The organism is Filimonas lacunae, assembly GCF_002355595.1.
Lineage (GTDB): Bacteria > Bacteroidota > Bacteroidia > Chitinophagales > Chitinophagaceae > Filimonas > Filimonas lacunae.
This window is the reverse complement of sequence record NZ_AP017422.1, coordinates 4624131-4643974: the sequence shown is the minus strand read 5'-3', so window position 1 is coordinate 4643974 and position 19844 is coordinate 4624131. Positions and strand designations below refer to the sequence as shown.

Below are 19844 nucleotides of genomic sequence, written 5' to 3'. Positions count from 1 at the left end.
ACTATTTTAAGAAGGATCAATAAGTTAACATAAAAAGGGCGGGGCATATGCTTCGCCCTTTTCGTATATTTAGCCCATAGAATGGGTTATATGCACAAAGTATCCTCCTTTCAGATAGCTGACAGTATAGATATTAAAGCCTTCAAAACTGTTTTCACCCCCGAACTCCTGTACTCCGATTCGGATGAACTGTTTTACAAAACCGATGCGGATGCGTTTATTTACGTGTTCAAATTCGGCATCGTTAGCTTTTTTAATTACAACGAGCTACAGATCGCTCATTTTATTGAAGTGATCAACCCCTACTGCAAAAACAAACTGGCAGATCGTTTGACCGAAGATTTTGAAATAGACGTTACCGCCAGTCGCTATAAACTGGGGTACAATAAAATAGAACTGCCGGGTATCGACGCCAATGTACTGCGCCTTATCATGCTCAACGTATCGCAATCAGTAGCTCTGGATCACTATTCGCAGCTTACCAATATCCTGCTCGAAGAAACCAACTACCACACGCAAATTCTGGAGCAAAAGGGCAGCTTGGGCTTATCCGGCGGCAACCTCAAAAAATACATCGGCCGCACGCTTAACATCAAAAACCGCATCACCGCCAACCTGTATATCTTCGACTCGCCCGACGAAACCTGGGAAGATGAAGACCTCAACAAGCTGGATGTGGGTCTCAAACGCACCTTCGATTTAAAGGATCGTTTCCGAACCATCCTGGAAGGCCTGGCCATCGTAAAAGAAAACCTCGATCTGTTTAAAGACATCTTACAGCACCGCAACAGCACCCGGCTGGAATGGGTGATCATTATATTGATTATGGTGGAGGTGTTGAATTTGTTTATTGAAAAACTGTTTTAGTAAATCCTTATCCTTACACCCGATAGTCTGCGCATTTAGCTTCTGTTTCTTATAAACAACCCGCACTCCATGAATAAAAAGACCCTGTTCCGGTACATTCCGTTTGTTATTATTGTTATCATTCATTTATATGCCTGGGTGGTAATTGCCACTACTGATAAAGAGCCTGCCATAGGGCAATGGGCAGCGTTACTACTGATTGGTGTTAACCTGTTATTATATATTAAGAAGATGGCTTATGGTCTGTTGGCTACTGCTATTATTCTGGTACTTTCTTCATTGAGCATCATTGAAATATACGCCCATACAATAACAGGTTCCTTTTTTGTAAGAATAGGGCAGTTGGAATTAGCTACACCCCACATTCAGTGGCGATCTGTAGGGTTGTTAGTGCTGTATTGCATATTGAATTTCAATTATTGGATAGAGCTTTATGCTGATTATAAGTACGGAGAAAATAAGTAATAATAGAGGCTGAATTTTGAAAAAGCTGATTTTGTTGTTGCTGGTGGTGTTTGTTTCCTGTGGCGCGCGTAAGAATACGAGCAGTTGCTATTATTTCATTGAGCCATTTAAAGAGCAGGAAGTAAAATTCCAGCTTATCAACGATTCTTGTTTTAGCATCAGTGATGAAACCGGTTGTTATCGTTTCCTCTATGAAGGACGATACAAATTGCAAAAACAAAAGCGATCTTCTTACCTCTTGCTGGATACCGTTATCAAAAGCGAAATGCCTTCCTGGCAATATCCACCGGAACGAGTCTTCCCCATGAATGATAAGGATACGGTACGGATAGTAAGCAAAAAAAGAATCCTTATCAGTAAACAGGTTTTCCGGCCAACTGATAACCCGCTTCTGGATTTACAAAAAATAAGGGTGGATATGTTGGTGGATTATTTTGTCAGGAAATTAGGGAAAGCAGCAGTAGTGCAGGTAATGGGTGATGGCAAGAGTATAGAGCTGGTAAGAAAAAGGTTAATGGAGTGCTTTCTGTCTGATTTGAATGTAGAACTTTGATGTAGAAAATAGAAAGTAACCAGATAAGGTATTGTAATCATTAATCTGTAAATATGATAAATATACTGCTATCACTATTGATAGGTTATGTGCCGGTAGCTTCTCCGGGTAAGCAGCTTGTTGATGCTGTTTATAGCAGTGACAGTGCCAATGTGAACCTGGTGGTGCCAGTTTGGATAGATAAAAAGCCAGAGAGGTTGCTTATCACTAAAACTGTATTTTCAGGTTATATGACGCGGATAAACCGTAAATATGAAAATACGGATTCAATAAAAAAGGAATTAAGTGATATCCTGTCTGGTAAAAAGAAATGCTTTTTCTCTACAGCTACAGCATATGTATTGGGTGTAAGCGACTACCGTTTGTTACATTGGGATAATCCTTACTTATTAAAGCAGGATACAGCAACCAAAAGTCGCTTTTTGCACGAGATGCTATTGGAGTACAGTGATGCTGGTTCTTTTTTTATACTCAATAAGCAATATGAAAATGATGATTATGTGGTGGAAGCATTGTTTAAGTATCATTTTCTGGTATACACTAAAAATGGAAGAAAGTTAGTGAAAAGAGCGGGTAATAGTGGTATTGTTGAAAAGGTCCCCCTTGTTGCCAATGCTGATTCTATAGAATTGATGGCGAAAGCTGTATATAACAACAGTTATAGAATCCATAACTGTTACCTGGCTATACCGGCCATTATCCAGGGAGAACCGGTAAGGTTAGTGATAACAAAGATTGACTTTGAAGATCATATACACGCTTTTAACCCGGCTTTTACAAGCAGGGATTCCTTGCAAAAAGAGTTGGCAGACTTGCTTTCTGGCAGAAAGAAGTGGGTGTTGGATGATTCAAAGGAGGCGTTGAATTTAATTACTCATTCATTTGTATTAAGGGGTAAAAACACTTATCTGGCAAATGGCTCAAATCTTACAAACATTCTTAAAAGAATTGCGTTGGACTATAATGAGGTAGATAGAGGTTTTACTATGAGAGGTGATTTTAATATTAATGCAGATCTAACGGAAATGCTTTTTCTAAATCATTTTTTGGTATCATTCTATGATGGAGGGGTTTCGTTAATACGGGCTAAGTCGATGATAAAGTAAACCATATTAGAAACTCTGTGTGAAATTCAATTGTAAGCTTCCTGAAAAACTGTTAAATTGCTTTTCAAACCCGGTCCTCTTAAAATAACATGCCATGTCGAAATTTCTTTTAGCCCGTAAAACCATGTATCACCATATGAGATTGGTGATGTTTTTACTTATCTGCTTTACTCCAAATATAGCTGACCAATAATCAACCTGTAGTTACGAACATGAAAATTATCTCTTTATTGATAATGACAGTGGCTGCAACGAATATAGTTGCACAGCAGGTGAATAAACCCAAGGTGGCAACCGCCCCGGAACAGGGTAGTGCTACATTGGCTGCTTTGCCAGCAGCTTACCCGGCAGCTACACCAGTAAATTATGTGCGCACCTGGCAACCGTTAAAGCCTTTTGCTTCTGAAACGGAAGTGGTGGGCAATTCCCTTGTAAAAGAGGTGAACAGGGTAACACAATATGTGGATGGTTTGGGCCGTCACATACAAACTGTGAGCTGGAAGGCGGCACCGGGCGAACTCGACCTGGTAACCCCGGTAGTATATGATGAATTGGGGCGGGAGAAATATAAATACATGCCTTATGCCAGCGGCAGCGATGGTAATTTTAAGCCAGACCCTTTTCCGGCAAGCATCTATTCCGGCACCGGTGTACTACAGCAATTGTATCCTGGTGAAAAATATTTTTACACGCAGGTGAATTACGAGGCCTCTCCTTTAAGCCGGGTTGAAAAAACAATGTCTCCTGGTAACAATTGGGTGGGTAGCAGCCGTGGTATCCAAACACAATACCTGGTAAATACTACAGATGACAGTGTACGCCTATGGTCTATATGTTTTAATGCTTTACCGGATGATGCAGATGCCAATCCTGTATTCAATATCCCGCAATCTGCCGGCGTGTATGCAGTCGGGGAATTGTCAAAAACAGTAACAACAGACGAAAATAACCACCAGGTAATAGAATATAAAGACAAAGAAGGTCATATCGTATTGAAGAAAGTACAGGAAAAAGAAACCCCCTCTTCCAGCGCATACAACGATTGGTTGTGTACTTATTATGTATATGACGATATGGGGCAGCTTCGTTTTGTGATGTCTCCTAAAGCCGTACAGCAGGTGCGGGGTAATAACTGGAGTTTTAATAATAAACAAACAGTGGCAGATGAATTGTGTTTCCACTACGAATACGATAAACGGCAGCGTATCATAGCTAAAAAAATTCCTGGCGCTGGTTGGGTATATATGGTGTATGATCAAAGAGACCGTTTGGTATATACTCAGGATGCAGGTTTGCGCGCGGGTAAAAAATGGTGGATGGCTACTTTTTATGATGCCTTGAATCGCCCTGCCCAAACGGCTATGTTAACGGGCTACCAGGGCACACGGGCAACCCTGCAAACGTTTGTAGAGGGGATTGCGGATGGTGTAACCACTGTTCCGGGTACAGGAAGCTATACCAGTTCTACCCAGGCCAATTTACAGGTAAACAGCTGGACAGTAGGTGTGGATTACGAAGCCACCAACAGTGTGCTGTTTTTGCCTGAATTTGTAAGTGGTGATGCAGCAGAATTTACAGCAGAAATTGTAACTGATACTATCAAAACTTTTGGAAGTAGTCAGGAATTAAGCGCCTATGCAGTGCCTGCTAACGGAACCTTTATTCCGCTCACGTATTCATTTTATGATGATTACAGCTGGACGCCTGCACATGCCTATACTGCTGTTGATAATAGTAAGCTGGGCATAGGGGCCAATGTGTATGGAGAGCTATTGCCTGCGATCAATAGTGTGGCTACTAAAGGAATCGCAACGGGGTCCCGTGTTCGTGTAATAGAAAATGCAGCAGATTTAACCCAGGGTAGTTGGCTGGAAACGGCGCATTATTATGATGATAAAGGTCGTATGGTGCAGGTGAACAGCGATAACTATAAAGGTGGTCAGGAGGTGGTTACCAGCAGGTTCGACTTTGCGGGTAAGGTAATTAGTACTTACCAGGTGCATACTGTTTCTTCAGCTGATATTAGCACCAACCGGATGTATACCGAAATGGATTATGATCAGGCCGGACGTATAACACAGATTCGCAAAACATTGAACGACGATGCCAGCACTACTCAGGTAATAGCCAGCAGTACTTACAACAATCAGGGGCAATTACAACAAAAAGTACTGGGTCCTGAAACCCAGGAGTTCAGTTATAATGTGCGTGGCTGGTTAAAAGGTATTAACTGGGCAACAATTCATAACAATCCTTGGTTTGCCATGGACCTTAGCTACGATTGGGGCTACGACCAAAATCAATACAACGGCAATATCGCCGGTATGCGCTGGTATACGCGTGGATCTGGTAAAAGCCGTAGTTATGGTTATGGATATGATGCGGTGAACAGGCTGTTGTATGGCTGCTTTACACAACAAAGCGGAAGTGATAGCTGGACCAATGAGAACGGTTTGGATTTCAGTATGCAGATGGGGAATGGTATTGCATCAGATTCCACTTATGATGCCAATGGTAATATTCTGTCGATGAAGCACATGGGCTGGAAGGGCGGAGGTAGTACTGTTATTGACAATCTGAAATATACTTATCTGAATAGCGGTAATAGCAATAAGCTTCAAAACGTAGTGGATCGTGCTAATGAGGAAGGCACTAAGCTGGGCGATTTTCGTACTTCCAAAAACAGCCCGAATAAAAGCCTCAAAGCCAATGCTACCAGTTATGATGCTATCACAGATTATTACTACGATGTTAATGGTAACCTGGTAAAAGACTATAATAAAGATATTGGCACCTCAGATAGTGCGGGTATAGAATACAATTATCTCAATTTGCCCTATAAGATTAAAGTGTATGCTCCTGAATATGCCAATGGGGTAAAAGGTGTCATCACCTACATTTATGATGCAACAGGCAATAAACTGGAAAAGCGTGTGGCTGAAAATGCCGATACTGCCGGCAAAGGTAATAAAACAGCCATTACTTCTTATGCAGGAGGCTTTGTTTATGAAAATAATGTGTTGCAATACGCTGCTCACGAAGAAGGGCGTATTCGTCCTTTGCGCAACCCTGATGACAGCACACTTACCGGCTACACATTCGATTGGTTTTTAAAAGATCATCTGGGCAATGTGCGGGTGGTGTTAACGGAGGAAAAGAAAACAGATATATATCCCGCTGCAACCCTGGAGGGAGAAGCGAATAGCGATGGGCTTAAGCTGGAAAGTACTTATTATGATATTGATACGGCCAACATTAAGCCAACACCGTTCGCTTTAAAAAGTACTTATGGTACTGTTCCATCAAATGAGTATGCAAACAATAATGGCATTCCTAATCCTAATAAGTATATCAATACCGATGCCATCAGTACCAAAATGTATAAATTGAATGGTGCTAATGGGGTTAAAACGGGCCTGGGTATTACTTTAAAAGTAATGGCAGGTGATACTGTGAATGTGTTTGGCCGTTCTTTCTGGAAAGATGCCAGCTGGAGTAACAGTAACGATGGAAGTTCACAGTTAGATCCGTTGGTCATCTTCACAGGCTTGCTGGGTGGCCCGGCCGGTGTAGGCGGTGCACATGGTGTAACCGCCAGCCAGGTAAACGGTGTTAATGCCAATGTAGCAGGTATGCGGGATCTGGTAAGTGATCAAAACAGTGGTACCGCAGCACCTAAAGCATTTATTAACTATATGTTTTTCGATGAGCAGTTCCGGTATGTATCAGGCGGTTATTCACAGGTACAGGATACCGGAGGGTTAAAAAATCATTTTAATGTTGCTGCCATGCAAAATATACCCGTTGATACCAGTGGCTATATTTATGTATATTGTAGCAATGGCAGCGCAGTAGATGTGTATTTTGATAACCTGCAGGTAATGTTGCAGCACGGGTCTCTGGTGGAAGAAACGCATTATTATCCTTTTGGTTTAACAATGAAGGGGATCAGTGCTAAAGCAGCCGGTATATTGCTTAATCGTTATGGCATTACCGGGAAAGAAAAACAGGATCAGGAGTTTAGCGATGGTAGTGGATTAGAAATATATGATTTTGGGGCCAGGATGCTTGATCAGCAGACCGGAAGATGGTCGGTTATCGATTCTAAATCAGATAAATATGTAGCTTGGACGCCCTATAACTATGTTGCCAATAACCCTGTTAAAATGGTTGACATAAATGGAAAAGAGTGGCTTGATGCTAACGGGAATAAAATTTATGAAAATGGCGCTTACACTGAATATGCGACTGGTAATGATAAAAGGCTGGGCGAACAACTAAGATCTACTAAAACCGGAGCTGAGCAATTTGAAAAGTTGGTAAATTCAACTCAGAAGATCACAGTTTTATTAGATAAAAAATCAGAAACCCAGGTGGATGATGAGGGGAATATTGTTATGGGATTAACGGTGCCAAAATTTTTTAAAAGCTCAGATGGTAAAAGTGCCGAAGTGGCAACAGCTACATTAACGTTATATGCCAATTCAGTAGATGCTACATTGAAAAAAGTTGGAGAAAAAGGAAGTGAGCAGATCGGAAATAGAAAAATTAATAAAGACATTACTTTTATAGAACTATTGGCTATTGTGTTTGGCCATGAAATTGAACATACTACCAATAAAAATGTGAATGCGTCATTACAGAAAGGAAATGCTCAGGCTGGTGAAGAGGAAGCCTATAAAATATCAGATGCTTTAATTGATGAAACCAAGGAGGCCAAAAAGCCTGCTCAATAAACGAGAAACATGAAATTAAAACTACTTTTTTTTTACAGTTTTGTTTTATTCACTTCATTGACGCAGGCGCAAAGAAGTTTGAGTAAAGAAGAGATTCTGAAAGAAATGATAAAAAACGGTGACGTAAAAAATACGTCAGGGGATAGTGCTATTTCAGCTTTGTATCATCTAAAGGTTGTAAACCTTAAAGCGGGACTTGAGAAATTGAGAGAGAGAGGGGTCGATACCTTTGCCTGTTGGGTAGAAACTTATCCTGGCATTGTTGCAAGGGATAGTTGTGGGGCTCCGTTTGTAAAAAAAGCTTATATCTTATGGGCGTATGGAGGCTCTTTTTTTGCAAAGCGCTTGATTAATAATTGTGAGTTTGAAGAAACCACAACTGCTTTTGCTTCAGAACTGTTCGATTATTATAAACAAAACTCCAGGATAATTAATCAGGAGTATGTGATGCCGCTTGTTTACAGTGGTGAGATAAGAAAAGACAGCTCATTTCGTTATGAAGGTGCAATCGTTTTTCATGAAACCCAGTATTATTTATATCTACAATCAGGAAGTGTTTCTAAGTTGATTAATGTTGCTAAGAGCTTTTTTACTGATGAAAAAAGTATATTCTATAAGGATAATCTAAATGCGAAATGGTTCCGGTTATTTAATAAAGCAAAAGAGGTTTTGAAGTCATTATAGTTATAAATGTTTCTCAAGAAAAGGATGTTTTTATTTTGTAAGTTATATGAAAAAAAATATTGCTTGTGTCGTATATATAATTTGTTTGCTGTTGGGTGCCTTGTTTTCATATATAGTAATAAAAGGGGCAGTACTTTTGGGTTGGGAGATTATTCTTCCTTACCCGGATTTTTTAGATAGAAGGGGTGAGTCATTCTTCGCTACTTTGTTTCTGTTTCCAATAATTATCATTGTTCTTTATAAAATGAATAGGTGTCGATTCGATAGGATCATTGCATTGGTGTTTCTATGCTTATGGCTTGTATATATTGGCTTGATTCGTTATGCATTTACGTAAAAAATTCACAACCCTTTTATCCTTTATGTATGTTAAGGAAAGATTGTATTGTTCTATTGTTATGCTGCATTGCAAGTGTTTTTCAAAGGGTAAATAGCCAACCCACCTTTCAAAACCCGGAAGTGGCCGCCATTACCAAATTTATTGATGTTCCGGTTGATAAAGCCACAGGTATTCCTGGTGTGCAAATTCCATTGTATTCCATGAAGGCGGACGGGGTAACCGTTCCTGTATTATTATCTTATCATGCAGGCGGAATTAAAGTGGGAGAAGCGGCAGGTTCTGTTGGTCTTGGATGGAGCCTTCAGGCTGATGGTTTTATCGCAAGGGCGGTAAGAGGGGGAGGGGCAGATGAATATGGTTACTATTATAATAAAGGTTTTGCACCTATTGTTCCACAGTTCGATAGGCAGCTAAATACGGCAGGTGTAGATCTGGAGCCTGACATTTACTCTTTCAGTTTTAATGGCTATTCTGGTAAGTTTTTATTTGACAAGCAACGGCGTGTTCAATTAATCCCGGAACAGGATCTTTTAGTGGAAAGTGGTAATATCGGGGAGGGATTTACAATTACTACGCCTGATGGTGCTAAGTATTTTTTTGGAAATGGTTTGAAAGATTACTCCAGAACTTATGGTGATGGAAGCAATGTGGATTTAATACCTGTTGCCTGGCACTTATATAAAATTATCACACCTAATAATAGAGTGATTACTTTTGAGTATACCGCAACTTCCTTGTTCCAAAACAGTAATCTAACGCCTACCAGTAAAGCAGTAATATTAGCCGGAGGGGCAACTTGTGCAGAATGCTCGATACCAGGAAGCTACACCAATTTTGATGGATATGTAATAAAGAAAATAGCTTCTGATCTTTGTGAAATTAATTTTAATTACCAAACTGCGTTAAGGGAGGATTGTCCATCGGGTAGTTTACATGCCAGCGCATTGGATAACATCTCCATTACAGATAAAACAGTGAACTCGGTCATTAAGTCTTTCCGGTTCACTACCAGTTATTTTATCAGCACAGATAACTATAGCTCACTGAATGGTAGTGCATATGTAGTGGCATCTTATCTGCAAAAAAGGTTAAGACTGGATGAGTTGCAGGAGGTGGGGGCCGACGGCACAACACTGCCTCCTTATAAATTTTACTATAATAAGCATAATTCAGTTAGCCAGTTACCTAACAAGTTGTCTACGGGTCAGGATCATTGGGGCTTTTACAATGGGCAGAGCAGCAATAAATGCCTGATTGGCAACTATAGCATTTACGGTAACAATTGTAATAATTTGGCTAAACGGGAAGTAAATACAGAATTAAAGAAGGCTTATGCGCTGGATGAAGTAATGTTTCCGGCCGGCGGCTATACGATATTTGAATTCGATAATAATACAGGTCCTGGATTACGAATTAAAAGATTAATTACGCGGGCACAACGTTTTGAGGAAGCTGTATTGAAGGAATATACTTATACCCAGGAGCATATAATAGGTGGTGAACCTTTATACGCACAGTCGTATGACTTACCGATTAACCAAAACTCATATGCTTGGGAAGGCACTTTTTATTATGACTCCGATGATTTTTTCTTTCAGAGATATATAGCCTTTTCTAATCCTACTAATTATGGGGGTGAGTTGTCTGGGAATTATTCTATTTATGAAAAAGTGACAGAACAGCTGGCAGATGGTAGCAGGGTAGAATCGTATTATGCCACTGATAATGCTACGGCAGTGATTGATCAGTCCAATCTGTATCCTCTTATTTACCGTTATACATTACTGGATATAGGAAAGCCTTACACTGAAAAATATCTTGATAAAAACGATTTTCTCGTTAAGCAGGTGGATTATACCTATAATGCCTATTACAGGACGATTATTAACTTAGGGGATGCAGCCAGAGATTACAAAATAGGTAACAGCGAGTATTTGCGTTATTACTATTTCTATACCGGCTATTTATTCCCAGTAGAAAAAAAGGAGACTACTTATTCGCATGATTTAATTCCGGGAACAGACGAATACAGGTCGCAGGTTATGTCTTCTAAATATGAATATGATGGCATTCCTGCCTCTTATAAAGGATTTAATGGGTTATTAAACTCTGCCACTTATTATCCGGCACCTACGCATCTGCTGCAAACCGGTGAAATAACAAATGTAAGTGATGGACAAGTGTTAACTAAACGCGCCCGCTTTGTGCCGGATTATGCTGCTTCTTTTGCAGGAGCTGCCGGTACGGATGTATTTGACGAGGCCTCTCTGGCTATTAAGCGGATGTACGAAAAACACCGTTATAATGCTCCGGTGGAAGCTTACTCTATAAAAACAAAGGATGGAACTGATAAAATCATTGCCGCATCGCTTACCAGGTATGCCGATTTGCATGCAGAAGATCCCGGTAAAGAAATAGTGGTTCCTGTGAAAAAGCAACGGTTAAGCATTGCATCTCCTATATCGTATACGGCTTCTTTACTGGCGGGTATTAGTAAAAGCGGGAATAATTATCAGTTTTCTGCAATGAATGCTTATGAAGAGGAAGCTGTTTTCTCTAAATATGGAGAGAATGCACAGTTGCTGGAATATACCGGAAAGGACAAGGTAACTCACGCCTTCTTATGGGGGTATAGTAATTATTTTCCTGTAGCTGATGTTGTGAATAGTAGCTATGGTAACATATTCTATACCGGGTTTGAAGAGCTGCAGGAGGGGTATTCTACCACGGCAAGAACCGGAAAGAAAAGTAAACTGAATGGTTTTCAGCAGTCGCTGACAGGTCTTTCCAATGGCAAATATGTACTTTCCTACTGGTTGTATGTGTCAGGAAACTGGCAGTTAAGTTCTCAAAATATAACAGTAAGCAACGGTGCCTATACCATATCTCTGAGTGGTCAGGTGGATGATGTACGCTTTGCCCCACAGCAATCCATGATGAAAACCTACACTTACGATCCTTTAGTAAATATGAGTTCTGAAACGAATGAAAATAACCAGGTGAAGTTGTTTGAACATGATGGGATGGGAAGGCTTCATATGATTAAAGATGATAAGAATAATATAGAAAAGGTGTTCGCTTATAACTATGGATCGGTGGATAATTCCAATGCCAATTACCAGGCAACAGGTGTGGTAAGGTGCCGGCCTTGTGTATATAATACCGCTTTAAATTCTTATATACAGGAACGGGAGCTGAAAGATATAAATGCGGCCAGCTCAACCTATAATCAAACCTATTGGGAATATATCGGATACTCTGCTACTGCCTGTGCTTCAGCCAGCGACTGGGCAGTTACATCTACTCCTTTACGATGTAAGAAAGATGCGAATAACAACAACAACGGACTTCGCGAGCGGGAATACCAAAATATTAATAAATGTTCCGATGAATATGGGAATAAAAAATGGGAGGTAGTGGATGAGAATGTTACAGCTTGCCCGCTTCCGGTGGTGTATGCCAAAATATATATTGAAAATGAAGAGTATTACGATTATCAGCAAACCACAACAGGGGAGATCATTATACGGTTTTATTCAGATGCCGCCTGCACCCAGCCATATGCTGTTAACGGGCTCACTGTTTCTTTCAGAAGTGAAAACTCTTGTACAGGTACAGTAAACTATACAAGAGAGTGTAACAATGAAATGGACTATCTGTTTGATGGATATACAAATTATCTGAGTTATCTGAATAGTAGCAATGTTTTTTGTAATGTGAAATATTACCTCAATGCCAATGCGGCTTATGTTATCGTAAACTAATCAATAGTATTTCATGAAACAGATTATACCGGTATTGTTTTTCTTGTTAATAATAAATGAGGGCAGATCGCAAAATGTACCTTCTATGCCCGTTGATAGCATAGCCCATGGTGAGGGTGTGGCATTGACTGCTTTATTAAAACTGAATAATCAGCAGGCATTAGCAGTAGAGGCGTTTACCAAAAAACATCTCAACTTTACAGATAGTGTAAAACATGTAGTTCCCAATGCGGCATCACGCATTCAGCTGATTAAAGAATCACGGGCTGCTTACGAAGCCACGTTGCAGCTGATTTTTACAACAGACCAATATCAGGGATATCTGGCTGAAACAGAGAGAAGGAAAGCGGCTTTTAAACAAAAAAGAGCTGGCTGACCGTAGACTAACATTTTTCTGACGTTAGCAAGGGTAGGCCCAGGTAGGAAGGATGGCATTTTACACCATTGTGGTAAAAGCCCATTTTCTATTTTTCAAAGAAGCGCTATCTTGCAGCTCAATCCATTCCCCAAAAGAACAATACCATGTCGCAAAGTATCACTGCTTTCCAATCTTTTTGTTGCATGATGGCAATAGTCCTGGCATGGGTGTTTTGTTCTGTATCTCCAGTAGCTGCTCAATCCGATTCTTCGTTACAGCAAATCAGCCAGTCTTACGATAAACTGAGCCTTTCTCAATTAAATAAGTTAGAGTCTAAATACGCCAGCCTGGGCAAAAAGCTCCAACAACAAAATACGGGTATCCTGACCCGGATGAAGAAAAAGGAAGCAAAACTGCAAAAGGAGTTATCAGGAAAGGATAGCGTGGCTGCAAAACAAATGCTGCAGCAGTCGCAGGAAAAATACAAGAAACTGGAAGCCAAACTACAGGCTACTGCCAATTCTGCTAATAAGAATCCGTTGAAGGAATACATTCCGGGGTTGGACACTATGCAAAACTCTATGCGTTTTTTAGAGCAGGCAAAGGATCAAATACCTGGTTTACCAGCCGACAAGGTGGCGCAGGTAAAGGAAGTGAGTGAAAAACTGAAAAACCTGCAAAGCCAATTACAACAAGCCAACGATATAAAAGCCTTCGTAAAAGAACGCCAGCAGCAGTTAACCAACCAGTTGCCTAAATTCAATATGGGCAGTCAGCTTACAGGAATTAATAAAGAAGCGTATTACTACCAGCAGCAGCTGCAGGAGTATAAATCATTAGTCAATAACAAAGAGAAACTGGAAGAAAAAGCCCTGGCCACTTTACGCGAGCTACCTGCTTTCAAAAGCTTTATTAAGCAAAACAGTTACCTGGCGCGCATGTTTCCCTCCGGCTCATCCGGTAGTACTATGGAAGGGGCACTGGCCGGTTTACAAACCCGTTCTCAAATTTCCCAGCAAATCAGCGATCGTTTAGGCACGGCAGCATCCGGCACAGCGGGTGGCGGCAACCCGTTACAGTCACAAATTACCCAGGCGCAGGGCCAGCTGGACGACCTGAAAGCAAAAATCAACAAAGCAGGCGGCAGCAGCAGCGATGCAGCTATGCCGGAAGGATTTAAGCCTAACGGACAAAAAACAAAAAGCTTTTTACAGCGCCTGGAATATGGCATCAATATCCAAACGCAAAAAAGCAGCAACCTGCTGCCTTCCATTAGTGATATTGGCTTATCGCTGGGATATAAATTAACCGATAACAAAGTAATAGGGGTAGGCGCCAGCTATAAACTGGGATGGGGTAAGCCTATCAACAACATTAAATTCACCAGCGAAGGGGTAAGCCTTCGTTCTTATATAGACATTAAAGCCAAAGGGAGTTTTTGGCTAACAGGTGGTTACGAGCTCAACTACCTGCAAAGCTTTGGCAAAATAGAAGAATTGAACAATCTCGATGCCTGGCAAAAAAGCGGGTTACTGGGACTTACCAAAAAGTATAAGGTTGGTAAAAAACAGGGTAACATGCAATTGCTATGGGATTTCTTAAGCTATAGCCAAAAGCCGCAACCGCAGGCTATTAAGTTCAGGCTGGGGTATACCTTATAATATCACCTTTCTTTCCTTCTCCAATCTGGTTTGAACAGGCGAACAGGTACTCCTGAATCTTAGAGCGAAATGCGTAAGGATTTGAATGAATGTTGATTTAATCTGAATTTAATGCTACAGCAGGTACCGGAACAGTTGCTGTGCTGGGCTTTGGTGGTGCAAAGGTGGGGCATATGTGAATGATCTGGTAGCAGGTGTGAATACGCCGCTGGTTCCATTGGCTTCTTCCGGAAAATTAGCTACTAATTTTTGACAATCCAGCGTTGTGTATAATTGGTAAGAGAGGCTGAAATAACAACTACCAGTTCAAAAATGCACTGACATGCGTTTAGTATTCATAGTGTTGTTTAGTATTTGGGGGGCGATAGTATGGTCCTGCTCACCGTATCAACCGGAAGCGGTAAGGTGCTGTACTGTTAACGCTGATTATATTCCTAAAGATTCCGTCACACTGTATTTTCCGGCAAAGGTATTTGTATCTGATACAGGTGCCTGGGCCGTACGTGCTGCGGAATATCAGAATGCCTGGTACTCAACAGTGCTGTTTACTTTGCACGAGCCTGTTCTTTTCGCATATCCGGATAGTATAGAGGTATTTCGGTTTACATGGTTACGATCTTTTCATCCGCTCGTTTCTATAAGACTCATGAAGAATAAAGTATGTGTTACTCTGGCATATAAAGTATTCAGTGGTCCGGTAGAAGATCCTTCTGCAAGGCTGTTAACAGATACCTGTTTCACACTGGATCACAAGGAATGGAACCAATTTACACAGCTGGTAGATGCAATGGGAGGCCGAAGCCTGAAGGTTGCTGTTAAAGACGATAGTGGAAAGGACGGAGCCGAATGGATATTAGAGGGAAAGACAAACGGGCAGTACTATGTAGTATCCCGCTGGTCGCCGGAAAGTGCGAAAGACCAGGATTTTAAAAACTGTTGCCTGAAGCTGATTGCACTTGCTGGTATTCAGTTAAAAGAGGAAGAGGTGTATTAATCGCTACCTGGCCATGTGCTTCCTTTTTAATAGATTTATTTTATGGAAATTGAATTTTTACGGCTGAACTCTTTGGTAGATAATAGTATAGGGATACCATATAGCTATTATGTTGGTTATATTTATACTTATTATTTACAAAAGTTACAGCTTGAATATTATTCGTTTATCGTTATCAACCACATTGATGATGATTTAAATGAGGGTCTTTTTCTGGATACAGGTATCAAGGGGGAAATTGGAATGAATGTTCGCATGCCGTTTCAAAAACCTTTTGATAGTTTGGAAGAGGTGGAAAGAAGTATTTTTCGCCTGAATGTGATACATGAGGCAATGCTTAAGCTGGCTAACAATGATAGTCGTTTCAGTGTTGAAGTATTAGAGCAGATTAAATCAGAGATTCTCCGGGCAAACTTCATTGTGGATATCCCTTATTGGGTTTCTTCTAATAAGAAAAAGAAAGAAATAATTGGCGCTGTAATAGTAAATCCTAAAGAGAGAGAGTATACATTCTATTTTGTAATCGCAGAAAACGGAATTGAAAAGCAGCGAACTTATTTACAATCAATGGAGGTTAACGATTTTTATATCGATACCATCCATTTTGATGGTGCGTGGCAAAAAAATGGATCTTTTTTCCTTGTAAATACCAGAACTGGTCAGGAGTTTAATTTGGGCCTGTAAGTAGTCACGAGGAATATAATGCCGCTTCCAGTTCTTCACTCCACCTCAATAGAATCCGGAATCACAAACAACTTGCCAGGCGCTTTACGCACCTGGCAAGCTATTTTCATACCAGCCTGTAAATGATATTGTTCCTGTACCTGCCGGGCTATCTGAATGTGCAATAAACCGGGCTCCTGCCCGTCCAGTAAATTCACAAAGCTGTCTACGGCATCTAACGAAGAGGGTATCAGTTCCAGCACGCAAAAATCCGCTTTGTCCTCGCTGGGCCATAGCGCTTGTATGTTCCCTGTTACCAGGGTGCGGTTGGGAATAATACTGATCATATTTAACAGTCTGGTGCAATTTCGTTGTCCGAAGTTACACTCAAATCGGCAGTTATATGGCCATTTTCCTGTTGAATATGGGTTACCTGTACATACGTGTCCAGGTTGCCGTACGATACGGAGGAAGGCGTGGTAGTGCTGCTAAAATCACTATTGCCCGAACTGCCTGGCCAGCAGTCTCCTGCGTCGCCTTCGTTGTTGCCGCTTTCCAGGTCGTTCTTGCCATCCGCCTGCATCAAGGCTACCTTATAATGCCGATAATTGTCGTTATCGGCTATATCATCGTCTATATGCCATATCAGCAAGCCGCTGGCGGGCAGGTACTGGTCATATTTCTCCTGTTGACGGTTTTCCAGCAGAAAGTATTCATTACCAGGGCCACCGTCTTTCCACAGGCGGTATATCTTCCGGTCTTCCGCCACGGGGGCGATGTACACACCGGTTTGGTTCACAGTCTGGTTCTCCACGGTCACCCAGTCCTGCTGCATCTTACACCAGGCGCAGGGATGGGCGGGGGTATCGCCGCGGTTGTTCCAACTGCCGGCAGCCATCAGGCACCAGTTGCCAATGCCGCTGCTATCATAATCGCTGTCGTATAAATCGGGGAAGCCAAACAGCAGGTGTCCCAGCTCATGGGCGCACACACCCAGTTTGCAATCCTCGGGCACGGTGAGGTAGCCGTATATTTTGGTGTCATCGGCATTGTATTCATCGGGTAATACCCATTTATGGCTCCAGATATCGCCCTTGCTGGTGGTTTCTTCTGCGCCGGAGCCGGCATGTATCACCACAAAGGCATCTACATAACCATCATGGTCATTATCGTATAATGAAAAGTCTACACTATTATTGGCGGCTTTAGCCGCATCCTGCGCCATGGTGCGGGCATTGGGCTCGTTGTCGCTTAAACCGCTGGCATTGTTGGCATACGCTCTTAGCGGCTGGGGCAGGGTATAGGGGCCTTCCACCGCGCCTTCAATGGAAATAATGCCGCCGCTCACTTCCTGGTAATATTCGTTTACGCTGCCGGTAGGCACCACGCCGGTGCTAAAAAACAGGTCTTCATAATGTTGTTTATCGTAGCTCAGCTTTTTATCACTAAACTCTACCAGCACTACCACCACACGCAAGGCGCCGCGTAACAGCTGTCGTTGCACCGCATTTTTACGCACAGCCTCGGCCGAGGTACCTAAAGGGAACACTTTGCCGGGCATAATCAGTCCGTCGTTTAAACCTACGCGCTTTTTCTGGCGGGGACTTAGCAAATTGCTAAGCGTTTGATTGGCAGAAAGATCTTTCAATCGTTTCAGTTCTTTTTTCAGTTGCAGTTTTACTTCGGGGCTGGGGGCTATCATGCAGCGTTGCCCATCGTTACTGGCGGCTGCGGCGGTGTAAATAGCATGGAGATTACTCCATACAGGGGTGGTGTTTTTCTTTTTCATAGTATTGGTTTTTCTACTATGAATGTAAGAAATTTGTAATCTTAATGATTAGGTAATTTGCTGTTACTTTCTGTCTATCGGTAAAAATGCCCCCAAAACCATGATGCGTATATTATTAGCGGCAGTGATATCCACTTTATTTGCCTGCAGGTCAGAGCAGAAAGTGGAAAGTGAAACATATCCCCATGAGGTGGATAGTTTACAATGCAGAGATTTGTATGATAGTGCAAAGTGGTATTTGTATGCGTGGCATTGCGATGTGCTTTATAAACCCACCAGTGATAGTTTGGTCAGTAAGCCCTTTTCGGAGTTGGAGTTACGATATAGCCGTTTTTTGATGAGGCACGATGCCCTGATTTTATCGTTTAATTTTATAGATAATGGGGAGGTGATATTACCGGGCATGACAAGAGACAACGTTCCCTTTGCCACAGCAGTCGGTTTTGATACTCGTACAAGAGAGAAAATTTTTAAGGCGTCAGCTAACGTTTATTTTTCTTGTAAAGGAGATTCGCTGAATAGATATGTGAACCCCTTACAGCCGGAAGTAATTGATTTTATAAAGAAAAACGGGGATAAGCTGGATCCCTGGTTCAGGAAAGAAGCCAAGCGTAGAAAAATATTGTAGAGGGTGCTATTATACGTGGAAGCGTGTGTTGAAAGGCTTGTCGGCAGCTATCTCCCAGCAAGCTTCCCCAGTATCTTTCGCGCCGGAAACCGGTAATACCCTTTCACATGAATAAACACCATAAACCCAACACTGAACAAACAGGCCAGCCCGCACATCACATCCAGTATGCTTTTATAGCGATCCCAATACCAGATAAGGCTATTGATGCGGGTTTCGTCTTCATGCACAATACTGGTAATACACTGGGCAGTGAATTCATCAAACACAAATCCAATCAGCGAAAAAACAAATATCAGCATGCTTAGCAGGTATAGTTCGCGTGCACTTCGCTTCAGCAGGGTGAGGTAGTGAACGTCTTTTTGCGGCAGGGTAGTTTTGTGTAGCATGCACTATAATAGTGCGTAAATGCAAGAGCGCATAACGAAAAGGATATTAAATTTTGCTTAATGTTCCTTGGAGGCTATACCTGTTCTGTTCATGTGCATGTTGTGTAAGTAGCTATGGATACCTGATTATAGGTATTACGGCAAAATAGGGTTATCATAAGCAAAGGCTACTAAATGACTCAGGCTCAGCACCCCAAAACGTTTAAACAAAGGAAATATCCTTTATTTGTAGTATTATTGGTGATAATTTCTACCAGGTGAAAACAAAAACACTGCTTTTGAGCGCTGCGCTCTTTGCTTGCTGCTGCAGTTGCGGCGATATTATGGACCGCGACAAAAACATGCAGATCATCATCAAATATGGACATAAAGCCCGGTTCGATTTTAAACAGGATACCTACACCGTGTATTACCAGAATGGCGACGCCAAAGAGGTGCCCCTGCAATTAAACCAGGATGAACGGAACGACCTGGTAAACAAGTACTACGAGCAAAAGCTGAGCAAGATGGACTCCGTTACCGTTTTTGAAGATACCTGCGGCGGGTTGGCCACCCACCCCATAGAAGTGTTTTTCACCACCCACAAACGCAAACACCAGGTAACCATTGGCGATTCCTGCGATGTGTTTAAAGCGCCCGGCGATGTGCAGGGCTACCGTATGCATAAATACCTGTGGGTGATTATGAGCATGTTGGAAGACCGCCGTATTGTGCGGGAATTACCACCTTCAGATATTGTAGATTAAAGGAGATAATTACCAGTGTTGGTTTTAAAAAGAATTTATCGTCTCTATAAGTGTCTGATTGCTCTTTCATAACAGGAAAACGACAGAATATTTATTCATAA

At 41.6% G+C, this 19844-nt stretch carries 16 protein-coding genes; 13 read left to right on the top strand and 3 right to left on the bottom strand.

The window, feature by feature from the left end:
• The first annotated feature begins 90 nt into the window (after positions 1–90).
• From FLA_RS18380 to FLA_RS18325, 11 genes are all read left to right on the top strand, one after another.
• The gene (locus FLA_RS18380) at positions 91–867 is read left to right on the top strand and encodes an RMD1 family protein (RefSeq protein WP_076379333.1); all 777 of its coding nucleotides are present in this window, start codon (positions 91–93) and stop codon (positions 865–867) included.
• Between the two features lie 69 nt (positions 868–936).
• Positions 937–1332 carry a hypothetical protein gene (locus FLA_RS18375; RefSeq protein WP_076378781.1) on the top strand — a complete coding sequence of 132 codons (396 nt, stop codon included), beginning with the start codon at positions 937–939 and terminating at the stop codon, positions 1330–1332.
• Between the two features lie 16 nt (positions 1333–1348).
• Positions 1349–1885 carry a hypothetical protein gene (locus tag FLA_RS18370; RefSeq protein ID WP_076378779.1) on the top strand — a complete coding sequence of 179 codons (537 nt, stop codon included), beginning with the start codon at positions 1349–1351 and terminating at the stop codon, positions 1883–1885.
• A gap of 53 nt (positions 1886–1938) precedes the next feature.
• A complete protein-coding gene (locus FLA_RS18365; RefSeq protein ID WP_076378777.1) occupies positions 1939–2991 on the top strand; it encodes a hypothetical protein in 1053 nt (350 codons plus the stop codon).
• A 212-nt stretch (positions 2992–3203) separates the two neighbouring features.
• Positions 3204–7727 carry a DUF6443 domain-containing protein gene (locus FLA_RS18360; RefSeq protein ID WP_144264022.1) on the top strand — a complete coding sequence of 1508 codons (4524 nt, stop codon included), beginning with the start codon at positions 3204–3206 and terminating at the stop codon, positions 7725–7727.
• Positions 7728–7736: 9 nt separating this feature from the next.
• Positions 7737–8411 (top strand): hypothetical protein, encoded by a 675-nt coding sequence (locus tag FLA_RS18355; protein WP_076378773.1) that lies wholly within the window; start codon positions 7737–7739, stop codon positions 8409–8411.
• A 366-nt stretch (positions 8412–8777) separates the two neighbouring features.
• Entirely contained in the window at positions 8778–12515 is a 3738-nt protein-coding gene (locus FLA_RS18345; protein ID WP_076378769.1) for a hypothetical protein, read from the top strand.
• A gap of 13 nt (positions 12516–12528) precedes the next feature.
• Positions 12529–12891: a hypothetical protein gene (locus tag FLA_RS18340; RefSeq protein WP_076378767.1), complete on the top strand. Its 363-nt coding sequence runs from the start codon at positions 12529–12531 to the stop codon at positions 12889–12891.
• Between the two features lie 185 nt (positions 12892–13076).
• Positions 13077–14534, top strand: coding sequence for an AAA family ATPase (locus tag FLA_RS18335; RefSeq protein ID WP_096511148.1), 1458 nt, complete (start codon positions 13077–13079; stop codon positions 14532–14534).
• Positions 14535–14856: 322 nt separating this feature from the next.
• A complete protein-coding gene (locus FLA_RS31220; protein WP_076378763.1) occupies positions 14857–15528 on the top strand; it encodes a hypothetical protein in 672 nt (223 codons plus the stop codon).
• 42 nt (positions 15529–15570) lie between these two features.
• A complete protein-coding gene (locus FLA_RS18325; protein WP_076378761.1) occupies positions 15571–16212 on the top strand; it encodes a hypothetical protein in 642 nt (213 codons plus the stop codon).
• A 35-nt stretch (positions 16213–16247) separates the two neighbouring features.
• On the opposite strand, the gene FLA_RS18320 is transcribed toward FLA_RS18325, so the two are convergent.
• Positions 16248–16538: a hypothetical protein gene (locus FLA_RS18320; RefSeq protein ID WP_076378759.1), complete on the bottom strand. Its 291-nt coding sequence runs from the start codon at positions 16536–16538 to the stop codon at positions 16248–16250.
• Positions 16539–16540: 2 nt separating this feature from the next.
• Positions 16541–17980, bottom strand: a complete 1440-nt coding sequence (locus FLA_RS18315) for a M6 family metalloprotease domain-containing protein (RefSeq protein WP_076378757.1) — start codon at positions 17978–17980, stop codon at positions 16541–16543.
• A gap of 100 nt (positions 17981–18080) precedes the next feature.
• Here FLA_RS18315 and FLA_RS18310 point away from each other — a divergent pair, with 100 nt between their 5' ends.
• Positions 18081–18608: a hypothetical protein gene (locus FLA_RS18310; protein WP_076378755.1), complete on the top strand. Its 528-nt coding sequence runs from the start codon at positions 18081–18083 to the stop codon at positions 18606–18608.
• Between the two features lie 47 nt (positions 18609–18655).
• Here the strand turns inward: FLA_RS18310 and FLA_RS18305 are convergent, their stop codons facing one another.
• The gene (locus tag FLA_RS18305; protein WP_076378753.1) at positions 18656–18997 is read right to left on the bottom strand and encodes a hypothetical protein; all 342 of its coding nucleotides are present in this window, start codon (positions 18995–18997) and stop codon (positions 18656–18658) included.
• Positions 18998–19275: 278 nt separating this feature from the next.
• On the opposite strand from FLA_RS18305, the gene FLA_RS18300 reads away from it, so the two are divergent.
• Positions 19276–19743: a hypothetical protein gene (locus tag FLA_RS18300; RefSeq protein WP_144264021.1), complete on the top strand. Its 468-nt coding sequence runs from the start codon at positions 19276–19278 to the stop codon at positions 19741–19743.
• Positions 19744–19844: the final 101 nt, after the last annotated feature.

Excerpts from the sequence above, each read along its gene's own strand:
- FLA_RS18380 (WP_076379333.1), top strand. The coding sequence starts at position 91 with ATGCACAAAGTATCCTCCTTTCAGATAGCTGACAGTATAGATATTAAA.
- FLA_RS18375 (WP_076378781.1), top strand. The coding sequence starts at position 937 with ATGAATAAAAAGACCCTGTTCCGGTACATTCCGTTTGTTATTATTGTT.
- FLA_RS18365 (WP_076378777.1), top strand. The coding sequence starts at position 1,939 with ATGATAAATATACTGCTATCACTATTGATAGGTTATGTGCCGGTAGCT.
- FLA_RS18360 (WP_144264022.1), top strand. The coding sequence starts at position 3,204 with ATGAAAATTATCTCTTTATTGATAATGACAGTGGCTGCAACGAATATA.
- FLA_RS18355 (WP_076378773.1), top strand. The coding sequence starts at position 7,737 with ATGAAATTAAAACTACTTTTTTTTTACAGTTTTGTTTTATTCACTTCA.
- FLA_RS18345 (WP_076378769.1), top strand. The coding sequence starts at position 8,778 with ATGTTAAGGAAAGATTGTATTGTTCTATTGTTATGCTGCATTGCAAGT.
- FLA_RS18340 (WP_076378767.1), top strand. The coding sequence starts at position 12,529 with ATGAAACAGATTATACCGGTATTGTTTTTCTTGTTAATAATAAATGAG.
- FLA_RS18335 (WP_096511148.1), top strand. The coding sequence starts at position 13,077 with ATGATGGCAATAGTCCTGGCATGGGTGTTTTGTTCTGTATCTCCAGTA.
- FLA_RS31220 (WP_076378763.1), top strand. The coding sequence starts at position 14,857 with ATGCGTTTAGTATTCATAGTGTTGTTTAGTATTTGGGGGGCGATAGTA.
- FLA_RS18325 (WP_076378761.1), top strand. The coding sequence starts at position 15,571 with ATGGAAATTGAATTTTTACGGCTGAACTCTTTGGTAGATAATAGTATA.
- FLA_RS18320 (WP_076378759.1), bottom strand. The coding sequence starts at position 16,538 with ATGATCAGTATTATTCCCAACCGCACCCTGGTAACAGGGAACATACAA.
- FLA_RS18315 (WP_076378757.1), bottom strand. The coding sequence starts at position 17,980 with ATGAAAAAGAAAAACACCACCCCTGTATGGAGTAATCTCCATGCTATT.
- FLA_RS18310 (WP_076378755.1), top strand. The coding sequence starts at position 18,081 with ATGATGCGTATATTATTAGCGGCAGTGATATCCACTTTATTTGCCTGC.
- FLA_RS18305 (WP_076378753.1), bottom strand. The coding sequence starts at position 18,997 with ATGCTACACAAAACTACCCTGCCGCAAAAAGACGTTCACTACCTCACC.